At 65.6% G+C, this 21,163-nt stretch carries 16 protein-coding genes and 1 tRNA gene; 10 read left to right on the top strand and 7 right to left on the bottom strand.

Going from position 1 to position 21,163, the window contains the following annotated elements:
* Positions 1-40 precede the first annotated feature (40 nt).
* The 3 genes from phaR to nadC form a co-directional block, all read right to left on the bottom strand.
* Entirely contained in the window at positions 41-565 is a 525-nt protein-coding gene (gene phaR, locus DFR45_RS12170; RefSeq protein WP_114484009.1) for a polyhydroxyalkanoate synthesis repressor PhaR, read from the bottom strand.
* A gap of 162 nt (positions 566-727) precedes the next feature.
* Complete coding sequence (gene nadA, locus DFR45_RS12165; protein ID WP_114484008.1) at positions 728-1,876, bottom strand: quinolinate synthase NadA; 1,149 nt, start codon at positions 1,874-1,876, stop codon at positions 728-730.
* On the bottom strand, positions 1,873-2,751 hold the full coding sequence (nadC, locus tag DFR45_RS12160) for a carboxylating nicotinate-nucleotide diphosphorylase (protein ID WP_114484033.1): 879 nt from the start codon (positions 2,749-2,751) through the stop codon (positions 1,873-1,875). Before nadC ends, nadA begins: the two co-directional genes overlap by 4 nt.
* Before the next feature lie 80 nt (positions 2,752-2,831).
* On the opposite strand from nadC, the gene panB reads away from it, so the two are divergent.
* The 5 genes from panB to DFR45_RS12135 all read left to right on the top strand — a co-directional run bounded on the left by panB (position 2,832) and on the right by DFR45_RS12135 (position 9,315).
* Positions 2,832-3,725, top strand: coding sequence for a 3-methyl-2-oxobutanoate hydroxymethyltransferase (gene panB / locus DFR45_RS12155; protein ID WP_114484007.1), 894 nt, complete (start codon positions 2,832-2,834; stop codon positions 3,723-3,725).
* Positions 3,726-3,845: 120 nt separating this feature from the next.
* Positions 3,846-4,703 (top strand): pantoate--beta-alanine ligase, encoded by an 858-nt coding sequence (panC, locus tag DFR45_RS12150; RefSeq protein WP_114484006.1) that lies wholly within the window; start codon positions 3,846-3,848, stop codon positions 4,701-4,703.
* A gap of 137 nt (positions 4,704-4,840) precedes the next feature.
* The gene (locus DFR45_RS12145) at positions 4,841-6,457 is read left to right on the top strand and encodes an MFS transporter (protein WP_114484005.1); all 1,617 of its coding nucleotides are present in this window, start codon (positions 4,841-4,843) and stop codon (positions 6,455-6,457) included.
* Positions 6,458-6,562: 105 nt separating this feature from the next.
* Positions 6,563-7,792, top strand: coding sequence for an HlyD family secretion protein (locus tag DFR45_RS12140; RefSeq protein ID WP_338324296.1), 1,230 nt, complete (start codon positions 6,563-6,565; stop codon positions 7,790-7,792).
* A complete protein-coding gene (locus DFR45_RS12135; protein WP_114484003.1) occupies positions 7,789-9,315 on the top strand; it encodes an efflux transporter outer membrane subunit in 1,527 nt (508 codons plus the stop codon). Before DFR45_RS12140 ends, DFR45_RS12135 begins: the two co-directional genes overlap by 4 nt.
* Before the next feature lie 219 nt (positions 9,316-9,534).
* Here DFR45_RS12135 and DFR45_RS12130 read toward each other — a convergent pair whose 3' ends face one another.
* Both DFR45_RS12130 and DFR45_RS12125 read right to left on the bottom strand, forming a co-directional pair.
* Positions 9,535-10,032 carry an aminoacyl-tRNA deacylase gene (locus tag DFR45_RS12130; RefSeq protein WP_114484002.1) on the bottom strand — a complete coding sequence of 166 codons (498 nt, stop codon included), beginning with the start codon at positions 10,030-10,032 and terminating at the stop codon, positions 9,535-9,537.
* A gap of 41 nt (positions 10,033-10,073) precedes the next feature.
* A complete protein-coding gene (locus DFR45_RS12125; RefSeq protein ID WP_114484001.1) occupies positions 10,074-11,135 on the bottom strand; it encodes an aldo/keto reductase in 1,062 nt (353 codons plus the stop codon).
* 118 nt (positions 11,136-11,253) lie between these two features.
* On the opposite strand from DFR45_RS12125, the gene DFR45_RS12120 reads away from it, so the two are divergent.
* The 5 genes from DFR45_RS12120 (at position 11,254) to DFR45_RS12100 (ending at position 17,413) form a co-directional block, all read left to right on the top strand.
* Positions 11,254-12,177: an alpha/beta fold hydrolase gene (locus DFR45_RS12120; protein WP_114484000.1), complete on the top strand. Its 924-nt coding sequence runs from the start codon at positions 11,254-11,256 to the stop codon at positions 12,175-12,177.
* A gap of 204 nt (positions 12,178-12,381) precedes the next feature.
* Positions 12,382-13,486 (top strand): peptide chain release factor 2 gene (gene prfB, locus DFR45_RS12115; RefSeq protein WP_114483999.1). Its coding sequence is split into 2 segments (ribosomal slippage): positions 12,382-12,462 and positions 12,464-13,486, totalling 1,104 coding nucleotides; the frame shifts between segments, so codons are not numbered across the junction.
* 86 nt (positions 13,487-13,572) lie between these two features.
* Positions 13,573-16,284 (top strand): aminopeptidase N, encoded by a 2,712-nt coding sequence (gene pepN, locus DFR45_RS12110; protein WP_114484032.1) that lies wholly within the window; start codon positions 13,573-13,575, stop codon positions 16,282-16,284.
* A gap of 34 nt (positions 16,285-16,318) precedes the next feature.
* Positions 16,319-17,326 (top strand): class 1 fructose-bisphosphatase, encoded by a 1,008-nt coding sequence (locus DFR45_RS12105; RefSeq protein WP_114483998.1) that lies wholly within the window; start codon positions 16,319-16,321, stop codon positions 17,324-17,326.
* 11 nt (positions 17,327-17,337) lie between these two features.
* Positions 17,338-17,413 (top strand) — tRNA-Thr (locus DFR45_RS12100).
* Between the two features lie 835 nt (positions 17,414-18,248).
* Here DFR45_RS12100 and DFR45_RS12095 read toward each other — a convergent pair.
* Positions 18,249-18,584, bottom strand: a complete 336-nt coding sequence (locus DFR45_RS12095; protein ID WP_147269962.1) for a hypothetical protein — start codon at positions 18,582-18,584, stop codon at positions 18,249-18,251.
* Between the two features lie 178 nt (positions 18,585-18,762).
* Positions 18,763-21,159, bottom strand: coding sequence for a DUF3987 domain-containing protein (locus DFR45_RS12090; protein ID WP_242005154.1), 2,397 nt, complete (start codon positions 21,157-21,159; stop codon positions 18,763-18,765).
* Positions 21,160-21,163: the final 4 nt, after the last annotated feature.

Genomic DNA, 21,163 nt, shown 5'->3' with positions numbered 1-21,163 from the left:
CCTGCGGGGCTCGCAATGACGGCGATCGTTCAGGCTCGCTTCAGCGCTTGAGGCCGAACGCGCCGAGCATCTGCTCGGTCTGCTTTTGTATTTGCGCGAGCGCTTTTTGCGACTGCTCGACGTAGTTGCCCATCACGCCCGTGAGCATGGGCGACTGCAAATTCATGAACTGCGTCCACATCTCGGGCGAGAGGTTTTTCGCCTGCTCGGTGAGCTTGGCCTGCATTTCGGTGAAGGCCTGGATGTTCTTTTCGAGGTAGGCACCCATGAAGCCCTGCATCGCGTGGCCGTAAAAGCGGATGATGTTCGCGAGCACGGCTTCGGTGAGGATGGGCGCGCCTGCGGCTTCTTCTTCGAGGATGATCTGCAGCAGGATGCTGCGCGTGAGGTCTTCGCCCGTCTTGGCGTCGCGCACGACGAAGTCCTCGTGTGCCATGACCAATTGCCGCACCTGGTCGAGCGTGATGTAGGTCGAGGTGCACGTGTCGTACAAGCGACGGTTGGGGTATTTTTTGATCACCCGCGCCGCCGGCTTGGCGGCGCTGGCGTCTTTGGCGTCAGGCACGAAGGTCCTCCTTGGATTCTCGCTTTGCTGCCGATTTTAGGGAGCCCATGCGCCTGCGGAACCGAAGGATTACCCTGACTCGCGCGGCCGCTGAAATATAGGTCAAATTGGCCATGGAGCCAATACCATCAAGCGCAAGAAGCTACCAAAAAGGTAGTTTCCTTAAGCCGCGCCGAGGTTCGGCACGAGCTGCATGGCCGGCTGGCCCTGGCGCAGCGCCGCGGTGAAGGCCAGCATGCGGTCTATGGGCAGGCGTGCGCGCGGGATCAGCGCGGGATCGACGTGCACGGCGTTTGCGCCCGTCTCCAGCACCTGCGCGACGCCGGCGAGGCTGTTCATCGCCATCCAGGGGCAGTGCGCGCAGCTCTTGCAGGTGGCGCTGCGGCCGGCCGTGGGCGCTTCGTAAAACACCTTGCCGGGGTTGAGCGTGCGCAGCTTGTGCAGCATGCCGTTGTCGGTAGCGACGATGAATTCGCGCGCCTCGAGTTCGCGCGCGGCGCGCAGGATGCCCGAGGTCGAACCCACGAAGTCCGCAAGCGCGATGACCTCGGCCGGGCTTTCGGGGTGCACGAGCACCTTGGCGCCGGGGTGCTCCTTCTTGAGCGCGGCGAGCTCGAAGGCCTTGAACTCGTCGTGCACGATGCAGGCGCCATTCCAGCACACCATGTCGGCGCCGGTTTCGGCGCGGATGTAGTCGCCCAGATGCCGGTCAGGCGCCCAGAGGATCTTGTGGCCCTGGTCTTTGAGCGCACGCACGATGTCGAGCGCGCAGCTCGAGGTGACGAGCCAGTCGGCGCGCGCCTTCACGGCGGCGCTGGTGTTGGCATAGACGACCACGGTGCGGTCGGGGTGCGCGTCGCAAAAGGCGCTGAAGGCGTCGATCGGGCAGCCGAGGTCGAGCGAGCAGGTCGCGTCGAGATCGGGCATGAGCACGGTTTTTTCGGGCGAGAGGATTTTGGCCGTCTCGCCCATGAAGCGCACGCCCGAGACCACCAGCGTCTGCGCCGGGTGGTCGCGCCCGAAGCGCGCCATTTCGAGCGAGTCGCTCACGATGCCGCCGGTCTCTTCGGCCAGGTCTTGCAAGTCGGGGTGCACGTAGTAGTGCGACACCATGACGGCGTTGCGCTCCTGGAGCAGGCGGCGGATTTTGTCTTTGAGCGCGGCGCGCTCGGCGGGGCCGGGCTCGGGCGGTACGCGCGCCCAGGCGTGTTTGGTCGAGCACGCCGGCCCGCCTTCGAGGCGATCGACGGGTTGCTCGTATTCGACGTCCTTGAGCGGGGCCGAAACGGGAATCACGGATGCGGTGGTCATGAGAGCTCCTGCAGGCGCATCGAATAGTCGATCGCCTCGATGTCCTTGGTCAAGGTGCCTATGGAGATGCGGTCCACGCCGGTTTCGGCCAGCGCGCGCAGGTTCGCGAGCGTGACGCCGCCCGAGATTTCGAGCACGGCGCGGCCCGCGTTGATGCGCACGGCCTCGCGCAGCGTGGGCAAGTCCATATTGTCGAGCAGCACCATGGTGGCGCCGGCGTCCAGCGCCTCGTGCAGCTGCGCGAGCGTCTCGACCTCGATCTGGATGAACTTGGCGCGCGCTGCGATGTGCTGCGCAGTTTGTAGCACGGCACGCACGCCACCCGCCGCGGCGATGTGGTTTTCCTTGATGAGCACGGCATCGTACAAACCGATGCGGTGGTTGGTGCCGCCGCCCATGCGCACGGCGTATTTTTGCGCCAGGCGCAGGCCCGGCAAGGTCTTGCGCGTATCGACGATGCGCGCGCGCGTGCCCTGCACCGCCTCCACGTAGCGCGCGGTCTTGGTGGCCACGGCCGAGAGCAGTTGCAAAAAGTTGAGCGCCGTGCGCTCGGCGCTGAGCAGCGCGCGCGCCTGGCCCTGCAGCTCGAGCACGACCTGGTCGGGCGCGCAGCGCTGGCCCTCGGCGACGTGCCAGCTGGTCTGCACGCTGGGATCGAGCGCGCGCAGCGCCGCCTCGACCCAGGGCGCGCCGCAGACGACGGCCGCCTCGCGCGCGAGGATGCGCGCGTGCGCCCGGCGCTCGGCGGGAACCAGGGCCGCGGTCAGGTCGCCCGGGCCCACGTCCTCAGCGAGCGCGCGCGCCACATCGGCCTGCGCGAGTGCCTGCACCGCGGGCGCGGAAGAAAAATCGAAATCGATGGTGGAACTTGTCATGGAGGCAAGCATAGCGGCTTCGGCTTGGCATAGACTCTGGCCCACTTTTGTCACCCCATTCTCCCCAGACTGGAGCCGCCATGTCCGCCACCGAACCCACCTCCAGCGCTTCCGGCGCCACGCCCTACGGCACCATTCCGCCCGCCTCGCCGCTGCCGCAACGCCGCCCTGTCAGCCTGCCGCGCCTTGCGCAAATGCGCGCCGCGGGCGAAAAAATCACCATGCTCACGGCCTACGACGCCACCTTCGCGGCCGTGGCCGACGCTGCGGGCGTGGAGTGCATCCTCGTGGGCGACTCGCTCGGCATGGTCTGCCAGGGGCTGCCGAGTACCGTGGGCGTGACGCTCGCCACCATGGTCTATCACACCGAAAGCGTGGCGCGCGGGCTGCACCGCGTGCAGGGCACCTCGTGGCTCGTGGCCGACCTGCCCTACGGCACCTACGCCGAGAGCCGCGAACAAGCGCTGCGCAGCGCTTGCGCGCTGATGCAGGCGGGCGCGCACATGGTCAAGATCGAGGGCGGCGGCTGGATCACGCCGACGGTGGAATTCCTCGTGCAGCGCGGCATTCCCGTCTGCGGCCACCTGGGCCTGACGCCGCAGACCGTGCATGCGCTCGGCGGCTACCGCGTGCAGGGCAAGTCCGACACCGCCGCGCGCACGCTGCGCCAGCACGCGCACGAGCTCGAACAAGCCGGCGCGGCCATGCTCGTGCTCGAAATGGTGCCCGCCGCGCTCGCCGCCGAAATCACCACCGAGCTGCAGCACTGCCACACCATAGGCATAGGCGCGGGCAAAGGCACGGCCGGCCAGGTGCTGGTGCTGCACGACATGCTGGGCATGAACCTGGGCAAGATGCCCAAGTTCGTGCACAACTTCATGCAGGACGCGGGCAGCGTGCGTGGCGCGATCGAGGCTTACGTGCACGCCGTGAAGGAAGGGCGCTTTCCCGACGACGCCTTGCACGCGTGGTAAGGCGGCTTGCGTTTTCTCGCCTGCTCTGTCCCGCTGACTGTCGCCACCCGCACCTGTCGCCTCCCGCACCTGCGCTCGCGCATTCGCGCGTAGCCTTCCGCGTTCCCTTTCCCATTTCTTATGCTGATCGTCCGCACCATTCCTGAACTGCGCCAGGCCCTGTCCGCCTACCACCGTCCGGCCTTCGTGCCCACCATGGGCAATCTGCACGAAGGGCATCTTTCGCTCGTGCGCCAGGCCAAGCCGCTGGGCGACGTCACGGTGGTGAGCATCTTCGTGAACCGCCTGCAGTTTTTGCCGCACGAAGACTTCGACAGCTACCCGCGCACCTGGGAGGCCGATTGCGACAAGCTGCGCGCCACGGGCTGCGACATCGTCTTTGCGCCGCGCGAGAGCGACATGTACCCCGAGCCGCAGACCTTCAAGGTGCACCCCGACCCGCGCCTGGCCGACATCCTCGAAGGCCAGTTTCGCCCGGGCTTTTTCACGGGCGTGTGCACCGTGGTGATGAAGCTGTTCCTCGCGGTGTTCTTCGGCCAGCGCGCAGGGGTGGCCGTGTTCGGGCAGAAGGACTACCAGCAGCTCATGGTGATCCGCCAGATGGTGCGGCAGTTCGCGCTACCGATAGAGGTGCACGCAGGCCAGACCTGCCGCGCCGAGGACGGCCTCGCGCTGAGTTCGCGCAACCACTACCTGAGCCCTGCCGAGCGCGCGGAGGCCAAGGCCCTTGCTGCAGCGCTGCGGCAATTGGCCGAGCGCTGGTGCGCGGCCCGCGCGGCGGGTGCGCTCGACGCCGCCGCGCTCGAACAAGATGCCCTGGACGCGCTTCGCGCGCGCGGCTGGCAGCCCGACTACCTCACGGTGCGCCGCCGCAGCGACCTGCAGCCGGCCACGGCCGCCGACGCGCCGGGCACGCTCGTCGCGCTCGGTGCGGCGCGCCTGGGCAGCACGCGGCTGATCGACAACCTCGAGTTCTGACAAAAGCAGAAGGTCGGGCGAGGGTGCGGCAAGCAGGGGATGGGTGCAAAAGCTAGAATTTTCGTTTTTGTTGTTCACCCAGGGTGCGACTGCGAGCGCCATGCGCGCCTTGCCGGCCGCGCCCCGGCTTTCTTCCCATGATTCCCTACGCCCCGCGCGAATGGCGGCCCGAAGAGCGGCCGATGATGCCCGGCTCGCCCTCCACGCCGGCGCATCCGCCCCATCTGCGCGTCGCTTATGGCGTCGTCGGTTGCCTGATCGCCATCACCGGGGGCATGAGCAATGCGCTCGTCACGGCCTACCAGCAATACCTGCAAGGCGCGCTCGGCGCCACCTCGGTCGAGATCGCGTGGCTGGTTGCCGCCTACATCATGACCAACATCTCGATGAACCTGTTGCTCGTGAAATTCCGCCAGGAATTCGGCTTGCGCATCTTCACCGAGGCATTTCTGATTCTCTACACCCTGATCGCGTTCGGGCATTTGTTCGTCAACAGTCTGAGCTCGGCGATCGCCGTGCGCGCGGCACACGGCATGACGGGCGCGGCGCTGAGCTCGCTTGGCATGTACTACACCATGCAGGCGTTCCCGAACGTACACCGCATCCGCGGGCTCGCGCTTGCGCTGGGCATGTCCACGCTGGCGCTGCCGCTCGCACGCGTTTTGCCTTTCGAGATGCTCTCGTTTGCCGAATGGCGTGGCCTGTACCTGTTCGAAATGGGCTTGTCGCTCATGTGCCTGGGCTGCGTGCTGTTGCTCAAGCTGCCGCCGGGCGACCTTTATAAAACCTTCGAGAAGCTCGACTTCGTGACCTTCATCCTGTTTGCGCCGGGCATGGCGCTGCTGTGCGGCTCGATCTCCTTGGGCCGCACGGTATGGTGGTTCGAAGCCCAATGGATGGGCTGGGCCCTGGCCGCTGCCATCGTGCTGCTGACCGCAGCCATGCTCATCGAGCACTTGCGCAACAACCCCCTGATCAACCTGCGCTGGTGGGGCAGCAGCAACATGGTGCGGCTCGCGATGATCGTCATCATGGTGCGCTTCGTGCTCTCCGAGCAATCGACCACGGGCGCCGTAGGGCTGATGCAATCGCTGGGGCTTACGCCCGAGCAAATGCACCCGATGTTCTTCGGCATGCTGCTCGGAACGCTTGCCGGCATCCTGACGAGCGTGCTCACGATAGACCGCGAGCACCTCATGGAGCCCATCATCGTGGCGCTGGCCTTGATCATGGTCGGCGCATTCATGGACGCCCATGCGACCAACCTCACGCGCCCCGCAGAAATGGTGTTGAGCCAATTCCTGACGGCTTTCGGCGGCGCCTTGTTTCTCGCGCCCGCGATGGTGCAAGAGCTGGGCTCGGTGCGGGCCGAGCCCCGCAACCTCGTGAGCTTCTCCGTGCTGTTCAGCATCAGCCAGAACATGGGCGGACAAGTCGGCTCGGCCCTGTTGGGTACGTTCCAGGTTTGGCGCGAAAAATTCCATTCCAGCCATATCGTCGAACACCTCACGCTGCTCGACCCACAGGTGGCGACGCGCGTTCAGCAAAGCGCGAACAGCTACAAGCGCGTACTCACTGACCCCGTGCTCGACAATACCCAGGGGCTGAAAGCACTCGCCACTGCAGCGACGCGCGAAGCCAACGTGCTCGCCTACAACGACGTCTTTTTGCTCGTGGCCGTGATTGCAGGTGCCACCTTGTTTTTTTTGCTCGCCCAAGTGGTCTGGAAGCGCACCACCCGAGCCACCGCATGAAGCCGGCCTGCTTTTTCCTGCCCCTGCTGGCGCCGCGACGCGAAGTCCCGCGCGCTGACACCCGCGCGCCGCGTGCAGCGCCCCCTGCCTGAATCTACCGCCCCCATGAGCACCCCACCACCCCCGGCGTCATCCGGCACACCTTCGGCCGCACCTACTCCATCTGCACCTGCACCAGCGCCTGCACCTGCCGCCGCGGCATTGGGCATGCCACCCTCGATCACGCCCGCGGAACGCCGCAAACGCCTCATCATGGCCTTCGTGTTCGCCCTCATTGCGCTGCTCGGCGTGGTGGTGGTGCTCTATGCGTGGGAATTGCCACCGTTCACCACCCCCATCGAAAGCACCGAAAACGCCCAGGTGCGCGGCCAGGTTACCTTGATCAGCCCGCAGGTGAGCGGCTATGTGGTCGATGTTCTGGTGCAGGATTTTCAGACGGTGCATCGGGGCGATTTGCTCGTACAGATCGACGAGCGCATCTACCGCCAACGTGTCGCGCAAGGCGAAGCGCAGGTGGCCGCGGCCAAGGCGGCGCTCGCCAACTTCCAGCAGCAGCGCCGCAGCGCCGAGGCCACGATCGCGCAGGCCAAAGCCAGCGTGGAAAACGCACATGCCCAAGCGCTCAAGGCCGAAGCCGACTGGAGCCGCATCAAGGCGCTGGTCGCCGATGGTTCGCTCTCGGAACGCGAGCGCGACCAGACCTTCGCCGCGCACGCCCAAGCCATGGCAGGCGTCACACAAAGCGAGGCGGCGCTGCGCATTGCCCAGGAGAATTTGCGCACCGTGGAGGTCAACCGCGGCGCGCTCGAAGCCGCCGTCGCCAATGCGCAGGCGGCGCTGCAGCTCGCACGCATAGACCTTGCCAACACCGAAATCCGTGCCGCGCGCGACGGGCGACTGGGCCAGGTGAATGTGCGCGTGGGCGCTTACGTCACCGCCGGAACGCAGCTCACGGCACTCGTGCCGCAGCCACTCTGGGTCATCGCGAACATGAAGGAAACGCAGATGGCCAACGTCGCCGTGGGCCAGCCGGCGTGGTTCACGGTCGATGCGCTCAACCATGCTCGGCTCACAGGGTACGTGGAGCGTATCTCGCCCGCGGCCGGCTCGGAGTTCAGCGTCATCCCGCCCGACAACGCCACCGGCAACTTCGTGAAGATCGCGCAGCGCATCCCGGTGCGCATCGCCATCACCCCCGACCAGCCGCTGGCCGAGCGTCTGCGCCCGGGCATGTCGGTGGTCGCGAGCATCAACACCGCGGGCAAGGCCACGCCATCGTCTCCGGCCGACCGCCCCGCGCCCGACGCCGCGCGCGCGCCGGAGTCGAAACCATGACCTGGCTCGCCGCTGCACGCTTCGTTGCCGGCACACTGAGCGCGGGCCTGCTGGCAAGTTGCAGCCTGCCACCCTACACGCCCGCCAAACCCGAGCCCGAGATCCCCTCCCACTGGCGCAACCCGAACACGACGCACAGCGCCGCGGCCAGCGCTGCACCGAGCGCCAGCGCCGCGCCCGCACCGCCGCACGTTCCTGTCCCTGCGCAGTGGTGGCGCACTTTTGGCGATCCTGTTTTGGACCGTGTGGTCGAACGCGCCTTGCAGCAAAACACCGATTTGCGCCTCGCACGTTTGCGCGTGGCCGAGTACCGCGCACGACTGGACATCGCGCGCGCGGCCCAGGCACCAGCCTTCAGCGCCAGCATGCAGCCCGTGCTGCGCATGCGCGAGCAGCTCGACCCTGAACTGCACTTTGGCGATGCCACGGTGCACCAAGCGGGCATAGAGGCCCGCTACGAGGTCGATCTCTGGGGCCGCCTGCAAAGCCTCAGCGACGCCGCGCTGGCCGAGCTGCAAGGCCAACAATATGCGCTCGACGCGGCAGCCCTCTCGCTTGCGGCCAACGCCGCGACGGGATATTTGAACCTGCGCAGCCTGGACGCGCAGCTCCACATCGCGCAAGTCACGCTCGCCACGCGCAAAGCCTCGCTCGACCGCGCGAAACACCTGCTCGACATGGGCTACAACTCGCGCACCGAGTGGATCCAGTTCGAGTCCGACTACCTTGCCGCGGCGGCCGCGATTCCCGCACTGGAGCGCTCGATCGCCTTACAGGAAAACGCATTGCGCCTGCTGCTCGACGAAAACCCCACCGAGATCCAGCGCGGCCTGCAATTGACCGAATGGCAGCTGCCCTCGATCGCAAGCGGCGTGCCGTCCGAGCTGCTGCGCCGCCGCCCCGACATCGCTCAAGCCGAAGAGCGTGTCGTCGCGGCCGACAAGAACCTCGCTGCAGCGCGCGACCAACTCCTGCCAGCGCTGCAACTCAGCGCCTCGGGCACCTGGTTCGGCTTTACCTGGAGCCAGTTACTCAACACGCCCTACCGGCTGTGGAGCATAGGCGGCAGCATCCTGACACCCGTCTTGCAAGGCAACCGCCTGCGCGCAACGGTCGATGTCGCCGACTCCCAGCGCGCACAAGCGATTTTGGGCTACGAAAAAACCGTGCGCGAGGCTTTCATCGAAGTCGAAAACGCCTTGCTGTCCATCGACGCCTTGCAGAAACAACTGGCACAGACCGAAGCACGCGAACAAGTCTCGACCGAAGCCCTGCGCGTGGTGCGCAACCGCTACCGCAACGGCTATGCGAGCTACCTCGAAGAGCTCGACGCGCAGCGCACCAATTACGCAGCGCAACAAGCTGTGGTGCAGACGCGCGCCACGCTGCTCACGTCGTATGTGGACCTGTACCGCGCCCTAGGCGGTGGCTGGGGCGAGGCCAGCGCCAAGGCCAGCCCCGCCCAAAAGCCCGGCGGCAACGCAGCCGAGCCCCAAACGCCAAGCCAAGCCACGCAGCGTTGAGTGGCCTGTCGGCACACGACCCCTAGTGTAGTGTTCGACGCTATTTGCGACATAAAACCGCGTCTTTTCGGCCTGGGCCGCGTTGCAAATCCTCGCGATACCACCCGGTATCGCTGCGGTTTACGCCTTGCCCAGACCAAAAATCCATCGGTTTTATTTGTCGCATCAAGCATCAAACACTACACTAGGTGCCAACGCCAACCCGGCGGGCAAACCCCGCTACTCTGCGGCCAACGCGCAGTGCACCGGCGTAGCCCCGAGCAGACGCACGCACACCTGCGGCTCGATACCCACGAGGTAGCCGCGCCGCCCGCCGTTGAGCACGATGCGCGGCAAATCAAGGATGCTTTGCTCGACGTACACCGGCATCTGCCGGCGCATGCCAAACGGCGAAGTGCCGCCCACGAGGTAGCCGCTGTGGCGCTGCGCGACCTGCGGTTCGCAAGGCTCGACCGTCTTGGCGCCGATTTGGCGCGCGAGCTGCTTGGTGCTGACCGTGCGGTTGCCGTGCATGAGCACGACCAGCGGCCGCGCGTCCTGGTCCTGCATCACCAGCGTCTTGACCACCATGAACGGATCGAGCCCCAGCACTTGCGCACTGTGCAGGGCCCCGCCGTGCGGTACGTAGTCGTAGGCATGCTCGCTGAACGGCACCCCGTGGGCGCGCAAGAACGCGGTGGCCGGCGTTTCCGAGACATGTGCGGTTTTCTTGGCCATGGCGCTATGCACGGGCGTGAGGTGCTCTCTTTTTCAAAGCATCAAAGCGCTGGGTCGCGCAATTCCCAGCGGATCGCGTCGATCTCCTGCAGCAGCTCGGGCGCCAGCGTGGTGCCCCAGGCGTCCAGGTTTTCATCGAGCTGCGCGCGCGAAGTCACACCGATGATGGTGCTTGCCACCTGCCACTTGGTGTAGCAAAACGCGAGCGCCATGCGCGTGGGCGTGAGGCCATGCGCACGCGCCAGCGCGTTGTAGCGGCGCGCGGCCTGCAGCGCCTCGGGGCGCCCCCAGCGCTGCTTGCGCACCGACGCATAGCTGGCAATGCGCGCACCCTGCGGCGCCTGCGGCCCCGTGGTGCCACCAGCGTCGTACTTGCCCGTGAGCAAACCGAAGGCAAGCGGCGAATACGCGAGCAGCGACACGCCCAGGCGGTGGCAGGTTTCGTCGAGGCCGTTTTCCCAGGTGCGGTTGAGCAGGCAATACGGGTTCTGCACCGTAGCCACGCGCGGCAAGCCGTGCTCCTCGGCCAGGCGCACGAACTCGTGCACGCCATACGGCGTCTCGTTCGACAAGCCGACGTGGCGCACCTTGCCCGCGCGCACCAGGCCCGCGAGTGCTTCGAGCTGCACGCGGATCGGCGTCTGCGAAGTTTCCTTCGCCGGGTCGTAATACATGGTGCCGAACGCGGGCACGTGGCGCTCGGGCCAGTGAATCTGGTAGAGGTCGATCACGTCGGTGCGCAGGCGCCGCAGACTGCCCTCGCACGAGGCCACGATGTCGGCTGCCGTCAGCCCCTTGCCTTCCCGAATCCAGGGCATGCCGCGCGAAGGGCCGGCCACCTTGGTCGCAAGCACCACCTTCTGGCGCAAGCCCGGCTGTCGGGCGAACCAGCGCCCGATGATGGACTCGGTCACGCCGTAGGTTTCGGCGCGCGCGGGCACGGCGTACATCTCGGCCGTATCGATGAAGTTCACGCCGCGCTCGAGCGCCCGGTCGAGGATGGCATGCGCATCGGCCTCATTCACCTGCTCGCCGAAAGTCATGGTGCCCAGGCAAATGGGGGTGACGCGCAGATCGCTTTGGCCGAGGGGGATGGTGTTCATGGGGAAAATTTCAGCAAACCAAAAGGACGCCAAGTGTAAGGAATGGCCCATGCCATTGGCGCCCCGCGCTGTTCCCTGTTTGACACCCGCCGACGCATCCATTCGAAATAATCCCCCCATGTACCAAGCCCTCCGCCCCTCCCGCAGCACGTTCGTGCGCATTCGTACCCTCGACTACCACGTGCGCCTCTGGGGCGACGGCGCCGATGCGCAAGCGCCGCCGCTCGTGCTGCTGCACGGCTGGATGGACGTGGCGGCTTCGTACCAGTTCGTGGTCGATGCGTTTGGGCCCGATTTTTTGCGTGCGCGCACCATCATCGCGCCCGACTGGCGCGGCTTTGGCCTGAGCAAGCCGCCGGCGCCGTGCGACCACTATCTGTTCGTCGATTACCTGGCCGACCTGGACTTTCTGCTCGACCATTTTGCGGGGGATAGGCCCGTGGACCTGGTCGGGCACAGCATGGGCGGCAACGTGGCCATGCACTACGCGGGCGCGCGAGCGGCGCGCATCCGGCGCCTGATCGACCTCGAAGGCTTCGGCATGCCCGCGGCCGACCCGCGCACGGCGCCGGCCCACTATGCGCAGTGGATGGACGAGCTCAAGCTGCTCTACCAGGGCAAGATGGCGCTGCAAAGCTATGACGGGCCCGAGGGCGTGGCGCAGCGCCTGACCAAGACCAACCCGCGTCTGGCCCCCGACAAGGCCGAGTGGCTCGCGCGCCACTGGGCGCAACCCGGTGCGGACGGGCGCTGGCGCATCCTCGGCGACCCGGCGCACAAGGTGGTGGGGGCCTATCTTTCGCGTGTGGAGGAGGTGCTGGCCCTTTACGCGGCGATCAGCGCCCCCACCTTGGTCGTCGAAGCGAGCGACAACGGCTTGCACAAGTGGTCGGGCAACACCTACACGCTAGAGGAGTTCCATGAGCGCCTGCGCCAGGTGCGCGATTGCCGGCGCACGGTGGTGCCAGATGCAGGCCACATGCTGCACCACGACCAGCCCCAAGCCGTGGCGCAGCTCATCGAGCAATTCCTTCAGTTATGAGCAAAATTGGCCTCCAAGGCGCTTCCAGACTGCCATAGAAGCTATCATTTTTGATAGTTTGGACGCACCGCAGGGGCAGCGCGGGCACGGCCGGCGGCGCGTGCGAAAATCGCCGCCCAATCGTCACAACCGTTTTTGCCAGCGCGTCCCGCGTACGGGGCCGCTGGCAGGCTCTATTGCCAATTTTTCAGAAAAGAACCACCCATGGACGCAGAACGCATCAACCAGATCGGCAACACCTTGAGCGAGCTCAGCGCGCGCACCGCGGATTTACGGAGGTATCTTTGACTTCGATGCCAAGTTCGAACGTCTGAGAACCGTCAACGCCGCGCTCGAAGACCCGGCGGTCTGGAACGACCCCAAAAAAGCCCAGGAGCTGGGCAAAGAGAAAAAAGCACTCGACGACGTGGTGCTCACGCTCGAGCGCCTCACGCGCGAGCTGGCCGACAACACCGAGCTGTTCGAGATGAGCAAGGCCGAGGGCGACGAGGCCGGGCTGCGCACCATCGAGGCCGAGGCCGCCAAGCTGCAGCCGGCGATCGAGCAGCTCGAATTCCGCCGCATGTTCAACAACCCGGCCGACCCGCTCAACGCCTTTTTGGATATCCAGGCGGGCGCGGGCGGCACCGAAGCCTGCGACTGGGCCAGCATGTTGCTGCGCCAGTACCTCAAGTACGCCGAGCGCAAGGGCTTCAAGGCCACGGTCGAAGAAGAAACCCCCGGCGACGTGGCCGGCATCAAGAGCGCCACGGTGAAGATCGAGGGCGACTACGCCTACGGCCTGCTGCGCACCGAAACCGGCGTGCACCGCCTGGTGCGCAAGAGCCCGTTCGACAGCGCGGGCGGGCGCCACACCAGCTTTGCGAGCGTGTTTGTCTATCCCGAGATCGACGACTCGATCGAGATCGACATCAACCCTGCCGACGTGCGCGTCGACACCTACCGCGCGAGCGGCGCGGGCGGCCAGCACATCAACAAGACCGACTCGGCCGTGCGCCTGACGCACATCCCCACGGGCATCGTGGTGCAGTGCCAGGACAGCCGCAGCCAGCACAGCAACCGCGACGTGGCCTGGCGGCGCCTGCGCTCGCGCCTGTACGACCACGAGATGCGCAAGCGCATGGAGGCGCAGCAAAAGCTCGAGGAAACCAAGACCGACGTGGGCTGGGGCCACCAGATCCGCAGCTACGTGCTCGACCAGAGCCGCATCAAGGACTTGCGCACCGGCGTCGAAATCAGCAACACGCAAAAAGTGCTCGACGGCGACCTCGACGCCTTCATCGAGGCCAGCCTCAAGCAGGGCGTTTGACACCTGCAATTTTTAAGCCTTTTTGCCCTCCAGACCAGATAAGACCTGCGCAAGCAGCTATCAAAACCAATGCAATGGAAACCCCCATGCGTGAAGCCCAAGCCACTGTCACCCGCCGCGAGGACTACGCCCCGCCGGCCTACTGGATCGACAGCGTCGATCTGAGCTTCGACCTCGACCCGGCCAAGACGCGCGTGCTCAATCGCATGCGCGTGCGCCGTAACCCCGACGTGCCCGCGCAGCCGCTGCGCCTCGACGGCGAGGAACTGAACCTCGCGCGCGTGCTCGTCAACGGCCAAGGCACCAGCTTCAAGATCGACGGCGACCAGCTCGTGCTCGAAAACCTGCCTGAAGGCAGCGAGCCCGTGGAACTCGAAATCTTCACCACCTGCGCGCCCACCAAAAACACCCGGCTCATGGGCCTGTACGTGAGCGAGGGCACCTTTTTCACGCAGTGCGAGGCCGAGGGCTTTCGCCGCATCACCTACTTCCTCGACCGCCCGGACGTGATGGCGAGCTACACCGTCACGCTGCGCGCCGACAAGGCCGCGTACCCGGTGCTGCTCTCGAATGGCAACCTGGTCGCGCAGGGCGAGCTCGACGACGGGCGCCACTGGGCCCAGTGGGTCGATCCGCACAAAAAGCCCTGCTACCTGTTCGCGCTGGTCGCGGGCAAGCTCGTGGCGCGCGAGCAGCGCATCCGCAGCCGCGCGGGCACCGAGCACCTGCTGCAGGTCTATGTGCGCCCGGGCGACCTCGACAAGACCGAGCACGCCATGCACTCGCTCATGGCCGCGATCGCCTGGGACGAGGCGCGCTTTGGCCTGCCGCTCGATCTGGAGCGCTTCATGATCGTCGCGACCAGCGACTTCAACATGGGCGCGATGGAAAACAAGGGCCTGAACATCTTCAACACCAAGTTCGTGCTCGCCAACCCCGCGACGGCCACCGACGCCGACTACGCGAACATCGAAAGCGTGGTCGCGCACGAATACTTCCACAACTGGACGGGCAACCGCGTCACCTGCCGCGACTGGTTCCAGCTCAGCCTCAAAGAGGGCCTGACGGTGTTCCGCGACCAGGAATTCAGCCAGGACATGGCCGGCAGCCCCTCGGCGCGCGCCGTCAAGCGCATCGAAGACGTGCGCGTGCTGCGCACCGCGCAGTTCCCCGAAGACGCCGGCCCCATGGCGCACCCGGTGCGGCCCGACAGCTACATCGAGATCAACAACTTCTACACCGTCACGATCTACGAAAAAGGCGCCGAAGTCGTGCGCATGATGCAGACGCTGGTCGGCCGTGAAGGCTTTGTGGCGGGCATGAAGCTCTACTTCGCGCGCCACGACGGCCAGGCCGTGACCTGTGACGATTTTGCGCAGGCCATCGCCGACGCCAACCCCGCAAGCGCACTCGCGCGCCACCTGCCACAGTTCAAGCGCTGGTACAGCCAGGCCGGCACGCCGCGCGTGCGCGCGCAGGGCACGTGGGACGCCGCGGCGCGCAGCTACACGCTCACGCTCACGCAAAGCTGCCCGCCCACGCCGGGGCAGCCGCACAAAGAACCCTTCGTGATCCCGATCGAGCTCGGCCTGCTCGACGCCGCCGGGCACGCGCTGCCGCTGCAACTCGCGGGCGAGGACGCGCCCCACGGCACCACGCGCACGCTGGTGCTGACCGAGCCGAGCCAGAGCTTCACCTTCGTGGACATCGACGCCGCGCCCGTGCCCTCGCTGCTGCGCGGCTTCAGCGCGCCCGTGATCCTCGAAGACGAGGCGAGCGACGCGCAGCTGCTCACGCTGCTCGCGCACGACACCGACCCCTTCAACCGCTGGGAGGCCGGTCAACGCCTGGTGCTGCGCGCCGCTATTGCAGCAATAGCTACTAGCGCCCTGCAGACAAGCGCCAGCGGCCCATTGGATGCACAAATTCTGCCCACATCGCTGGTGCAGGCGCTGCGCGAAGTGCTGCGCCACCCGCAGCTCGACGCCGCCTTCAAAGAGCTCGTGCTCACGCTGCCGGCCGAGAGCTACATCGCCGAGCAGCTCGATGAGGTCGATCCGCAGCGCGTGCACGCCGTGCGTGAAGCCATGCGCTTGCAGCTCGCGCTCGCGCTGCAGTCCGACTGGCAATGGGCCTGGGAGCAGCACCAGACACTGGGCGCGTACCGCCCCGACCCCGTCAGCGCTGGCCGCCGCGCGCTCAGCAACCTTGCGCTGCACATGCTGTGCCTGGCCGCGCAGCACCAGGGCGATCAAGTCTGGCCGGGCAAGGCTTATCAGCGCGTCAAGACGGCCACGAACATGACCGAGCGCTTCGGCGCCTTGAGCGCGCTGGTCGCGAGCGGGCACGAGCTCGCCGCGCCTGCGCTCGAGCGCTTTCATGCACTGTTCAAAGACGAGCCGCTGGTCATCGACAAGTGGTTCGCGTTGCAAGCTAGTGCGCCCGACCGCGGCGGACAGGTGCTGCCCATCGTGCGCCGGCTCCTGCAGCACCCCGACTTCCACCTGACGAACCCGAACCGTGCGCGCAGCCTGATCTTCAGCTACTGCATGAACAACCCCGGCGCCTTCCACCGCGCCGACGCCGCCGGCTACCAGTTCTGGAGCGAGCGCGTGCTCGAGCTCGACGCCATCAACCCGCAGGTCGCCGCACGCCTGGCGCGCGCACTCGACCGCTGGAAGAAGCTCGCCGAGCCCTGGCGCAGCGCCGCACGTGAAGCGCTCGCGCGCGTCGCCGCCAAGCCCGACCTCAGCGCCGACGTGCGCGAAGTCGTGGGCCGCGCGCTCGCCGAGGAATAATCGGCATTCCGTAGAACATCCAGGGAGACTTTGCATGACCTCACACATCAGCCTCACGCGCTACCTGATCGAGCAGCAGCGCGAAGCCGGCAAAATCCCCGCACAGCTGCGCCTGCTGCTCGAAGTGGTTGCACGCGCGTGCAAGCGCATCAGCCTGACCGTGAACAAGGGCGCGCTCGGCAGCGTGCTCGGCAGCGCCGGGAGCGAAAACGTGCAGGGCGAAGTGCAAAAAAAGCTCGACATCATCGCCAACGAGGTGCTGATCGAGGCCAACGAGTGGGGCGGCCACCTCGCGGCCATGGCCAGCGAGGAGATGGACGCCATCTACGTCGTGCCCAACCGCTTTCCCAAAGGCGAATACCTGCTGCTGTTCGACCCGCTCGACGGCTCGAGCAACATCGACGTGAACGTGAGCATAGGCACCATCTTCAGCGTGCTCAAAATGCCCGAGGACGACCGCGGCGTCGATGAAGGCGACTTTCTGCAGCCCGGCCGCCAGCAGGTCGCCGCTGGCTATTGCATCTACGGCCCGCAAACCGTGCTCGTGCTCACCGTAGGCGACGGTGTCGCCATGTTCACGCTGGACCGCGAACAGGGCTCGTTCGTGCTCACCGAAGAAAAACTGCGCATCCCCGAGGACACCAAAGAGTTCGCGATCAACATGAGCAACATGCGCCACTGGGCCCCTCCCGTGCGGCGCTACATCGACGAGTGCCTGCAAGGCAAGGACGGCCCGCGCGGCAAGGATTTCAACATGCGCTGGGTCGCGAGCATGGTCGCCGACGTGCACCGCATCCTCGTGCGCGGCGGCATCTTCATGTACCCCTGGGACAAGCGCGAGCCGAACAAACCCGGCAAGCTGCGCCTGATGTACGAGGCCAACCCCATGGCCTGGCTGGTCGAACAAGCCGGCGGCGCCGCCACCAACGGCCAGCAACGCATCCTCGACATCCAACCCAGCCAGCTGCACGAGCGCGTGAGCGTGATCCTGGGCTCGAAAAACGAAGTCGAGCGCGTCACGAGCTACCACACGGCGCTATAATGTCGGGCTTCGCCGGAGTAGCTCAGTCGGTAGAGCAGCTCATTCGTAATGAGAAGGTCGGGGGTTCGATTCCTCTCTCCGGCACCAAGTCAGCAAAGGAAACCCCACTATCTAAACGGTAGCGTGGTTTTTTCTTTTCTGTTGCTTGTAGGCAATCTGTAGGCACTTTGCCCAAATACAGCCCCAGCCCCAGCCCCAGCACCAAATCCGCTTTGGTGGTCGGTGCCTCTCAGGTGTTTGCATCGCGCTCGTCACGGCACATCCGTGCGTAACCTTGCCGCAACCTTGGCTGCTGTGGCTTGCTCTTTGCCTTGCCAACATTGGCGGTGTTCTGCGTGTAGGTTGTTCCGTTGCGCGTGACGGTGCGCTCGGCGGGCTTTGCATCTTCGGAATTTCCGAAGATAGATTCACGAACCGCAGCAACAGTCTTGTCAGCAGGAACAAGAAACCCGGCACGCTGGCCGGGTCGGTCTGTCAGTGCGCCGCCATGGGTAGCAGCAATTCAAGCTGCGCAGTAGGGTCGGGCGGCTGCGGTACCGGCTCACCTTCGCCTTGTGGGTCTTGGTCAGCATGTCGGCCGACTTCCAACTTCTGCCCGCCACCTGCAAGCATCGCGCTTTCCGTGGTAACCGGACTGGTAACCAACGCTGCGATGTAGCCGCCCTTGACAAAACCTTGACGGTTCCTTGCTGTCAAACGCACTGCCACCCTGTGGGCCGCAGCAAATGGCAAGCCACCAAACCCCTAGAAGTCCAGCGGCTCATTCGGAAAGGGCTCACCCATCTGGGCGGGCTTGGCGGTGTCCATCGCGGCGCGCTTTCTTTTGACGTGCGGCCAGGTCGATAACGTCCTGGGAGTCGGTCAGCTTGAACCCTTGCAGCATCATGCGCAGACCATCAGGCAATGCACGGCCCCGGCTGGCTTACCATGCCTGGGCGCGCAGCTTGAACCCGGCTTCGCCCTCCAGCGCGGCATACACCACGGGCGCGGCATCAACGATCACGCCCATGGGCAAGCGTGCCGCGTCATGCCCTTGGCAGTGTTGCAAGGTCAGCACCATGTCCTGCGCCAGGTCGGGGTGCAGGCCAGCCGCCCGGGCGTTGCCGCAGCGGTACGGGCCATCGCCACGCAGGTGTCGGCACTCCAGGCACAGCCGCCGGTCATCGCCCCCACGATCCCGGATCACCAGCTTATCGGCCAGGCGCTCGGCATCCTGGGGTGATGTGCCGCGCTGCTGGAACAAGTCTTGCCGCGCCATGAAGGTATCCAATTCCTGCCCGTTCATGGCGCTGCTGTGCGGCCATGCCCAGCGGTCGGGGGCTGCTAATTCTGCTAATTTGCTAATTTCCGATCCCTGGGTGGCGTCCTGCCCCCTCGGAATTCGCAGATTAGCAAGATTAGCAGGGGGTGCAGGTCTGGAAAGCAGGGCATGCGGGTCAAACCACATGGTTCAGCACCTCCCATGCGAGTCGGGCCTTGATGCCGTCGATCTCCGTCCCGGCTGGCAGTGGAAGTAGATAGCCGGTCGATACCAGCGCATCAACAGCCGCCGTCAGCCGTGCCTTGTTGCGTAGCTGTGCTGGCCCCTTGGTCAGTACAGGCGCTGTGCGAAAGCGCTGCATGCCACGCTCGCGCAGCCAGGCCAGCAGGGTTTCAGCGTCCTGCACTTCTCGCGGAACTGCCGCAACGCCACGGACGCGCAGCGTCTCGGCTAAATACCATTGCACCAGCACCAGGCCGCGCGCCAGGGTTTCAGCATTGATGTGCCGCGCGGTCACGCCTTGCTCGATGGCTGTCAGCACGCCCGCGATGCGGCAAGCGTTTTCCAGCGCCTTTGACGCCCGGTCGCGCAGCTCCGACAACTCGCAGCCTGGGGCCATCAAGGTTTCAAACTGGTTATGTGCTGCGATGGATAGCGCCTTGGCTTCGTCTGTCAGCTCCAGCTCCACAGGTTCGAGAACCTGCCCGCATTCGTCCGATGTGGGGGGCGCGGCTTCCATCAAGCCCGACAGCACGGCAAACATGCGTTTGAGTTCGCGCCGGTCGCCTGCCCATTCGAATTGATCCACCTGCCGCGTGCCGATGGTCGATTCAGGCCAGGCTACCAGGCAACGCGCCAACAGCCCCTGCCCATTCGCCATGCGGTCGGAAAGCAGCTTCACCATCACATCGCCCTGCGCGAGTTGGTGCATACACATGCGCCGCCCGTAGAGGATGCCCACGCCATCGCCAGCGCGCACACGGTCAAAGGGACTGCCGTCCCACAGCTTGCACCAGCGCGCCATGGTCTTGAGGGCGTTGTCACTGTTGAGGGCATGCCCGCCAATCAGCAGCCCGCCTTCATCGCTGAACAAGGCCACGCTGGGCTGCGCCAGTGCCAGCAGTTTGTAGAGTCCCTCCACCGTGGGGTCGGTCACAAAGCGCAAAGGGGCAACAGGTGCTTCGGGCTTGGGGCCTACCTCTTGCACAGCTTGCTGCACTTGGGCCGATGTGGCGGTGCCCTTCTTGCCTTGCGTGGCAGCGCTGCGCGCAGCATCAACCGCTTTTTGCCAAGATGCCAATTCCTGCTCATGTTCAGCAAGGGCTTGCTCATAAGCCTCCATCGCCTTTTTTTCCTGGGCTTTCGCAGCGCCAAGCACCAGATCATCAATTGCGCTTTTGCGCTCCCCTGATTCGCCCACGGTCAGCAAAAAGAGACTGGTCGGCTTGCGTCCGCCCCATGGCAACAGCACATCAAAATGCGCTTGCGCCGCAAGGCTGGCAGCAGCCAAAACCGACTGCGCGCACATCGCCAGCGGTGCCTTGACAGCATCGTGTAGGGCTTGGGCTGCGCTGCCCAGCACATCACCCAGCGCCTCTACCGGATAGGCCGCAGCCGGTGGCAAGGTGGCGCGCAGCGGCTCAGGTGGGAGGGCGGGATCAACCCACGCACCGCCCCCTGCGCCATCTTCCAGTGCCGGAAACGCAGGGCTGATTGCCACTGGTGCCGCAGCTTCAATGCATCGGCGTACAGCGCCAAATTGTTCGCGCAAGTGCAGGTCGTTGAAGTCGGTTTCCCCGTCACCGCGCTCGCCGGTGAACCTGGGCACTGCCAGCAGTCCGCCCACAGCCTTTGCCGCCTCGGTGGCTTTGGCAATGCCGGGGTTGCCCTCGGTTTTCCAGTCATCGTCAGCAGCCAGGATCAGGCGCAGCTTGGGGTACTTGCTGTGCAGGGCCTGGGCCACTTCCAGCAGGTTCCCCGCGTTCATCGCGCAGGCTACGGCATGGCCGGTGGCCTCATGGATGGATGCGCCAGTGGCAAAGCCTTCGCACACGATCAGCACGCCCTTGGGCTTGCCGATTCCGAAGTAGCAGCCCTTGATGCGCCCGCCCGGTTGAAAGCGCTTGTCCCCCTCTGGGCCGATGGCTTGCAGGCTGTGCAAGGTGGTTGATGCATCGCGCAGTGGGATCAGCAGCGCCTCGCCCTCGGTCTTGATTCCGTGGGGCCGGATACCCTTGCGCACTAGATAAGGATGATCTGCCGGGGCTGGTAGTGCAGCCTCCCAGCGTTTTGCCGCTGCCCCTGCTGCATCTTGATGGCGCTGGGCTTTGTCGGCATCGCGCTGCTGGGCAATGGCTTGCATGCGCTGCTGGTGGGCACTGCGCTGGGCTGGTGTGAGCCTGTTCACATCCTTGCTGCACCAGTTCTGTTGCATGCCAGTGCGCCAGCAGCCGAATGCACCAGCAGCCATGTCGCCATCGTCGTGCAAGACATACCAGCCGCTGGTGTCGCTGCGCTTGCCGTTGGTGCTGTAGCGGTGCAATGCGCCGTCGGCATGGATCACATCAGGCACGGCC

This window comes from Extensimonas vulgaris (genome assembly GCF_003337425.1).
Taxonomy (GTDB): domain Bacteria; phylum Pseudomonadota; class Gammaproteobacteria; order Burkholderiales; family Burkholderiaceae_C; genus Extensimonas; species Extensimonas vulgaris.
Note: the sequence above shows the minus strand (reverse complement) of the source record. Positions and strands in the feature narration are given on the sequence as shown.

Excerpts from the sequence above, each read along its gene's own strand:
- DFR45_RS12125 (WP_114484001.1), bottom strand. The coding sequence starts at position 11,135 with ATGAACACCATCCCCCTCGGCCAAAGCGATCTGCGCGTCACCCCCATT.
- panB (WP_114484007.1), top strand. The coding sequence starts at position 2,832 with ATGTCCGCCACCGAACCCACCTCCAGCGCTTCCGGCGCCACGCCCTAC.
- panC (WP_114484006.1), top strand. The coding sequence starts at position 3,846 with ATGCTGATCGTCCGCACCATTCCTGAACTGCGCCAGGCCCTGTCCGCC.
- nadC (WP_114484033.1), bottom strand. The coding sequence starts at position 2,751 with ATGACAAGTTCCACCATCGATTTCGATTTTTCTTCCGCGCCCGCGGTG.
- DFR45_RS12135 (WP_114484003.1), top strand. The coding sequence starts at position 7,789 with ATGACCTGGCTCGCCGCTGCACGCTTCGTTGCCGGCACACTGAGCGCG.
- DFR45_RS12140 (WP_338324296.1), top strand. The coding sequence starts at position 6,563 with ATGAGCACCCCACCACCCCCGGCGTCATCCGGCACACCTTCGGCCGCA.
- DFR45_RS12095 (WP_147269962.1), bottom strand. The coding sequence starts at position 18,584 with ATGGCGCGGCAAGACTTGTTCCAGCAGCGCGGCACATCACCCCAGGAT.
- nadA (WP_114484008.1), bottom strand. The coding sequence starts at position 1,876 with ATGACCACCGCATCCGTGATTCCCGTTTCGGCCCCGCTCAAGGACGTC.
- DFR45_RS12105 (WP_114483998.1), top strand. The coding sequence starts at position 16,319 with ATGACCTCACACATCAGCCTCACGCGCTACCTGATCGAGCAGCAGCGC.
- DFR45_RS12145 (WP_114484005.1), top strand. The coding sequence starts at position 4,841 with ATGATTCCCTACGCCCCGCGCGAATGGCGGCCCGAAGAGCGGCCGATG.
- pepN (WP_114484032.1), top strand. The coding sequence starts at position 13,573 with ATGCGTGAAGCCCAAGCCACTGTCACCCGCCGCGAGGACTACGCCCCG.
- DFR45_RS12130 (WP_114484002.1), bottom strand. The coding sequence starts at position 10,032 with ATGGCCAAGAAAACCGCACATGTCTCGGAAACGCCGGCCACCGCGTTC.
- DFR45_RS12120 (WP_114484000.1), top strand. The coding sequence starts at position 11,254 with ATGTACCAAGCCCTCCGCCCCTCCCGCAGCACGTTCGTGCGCATTCGT.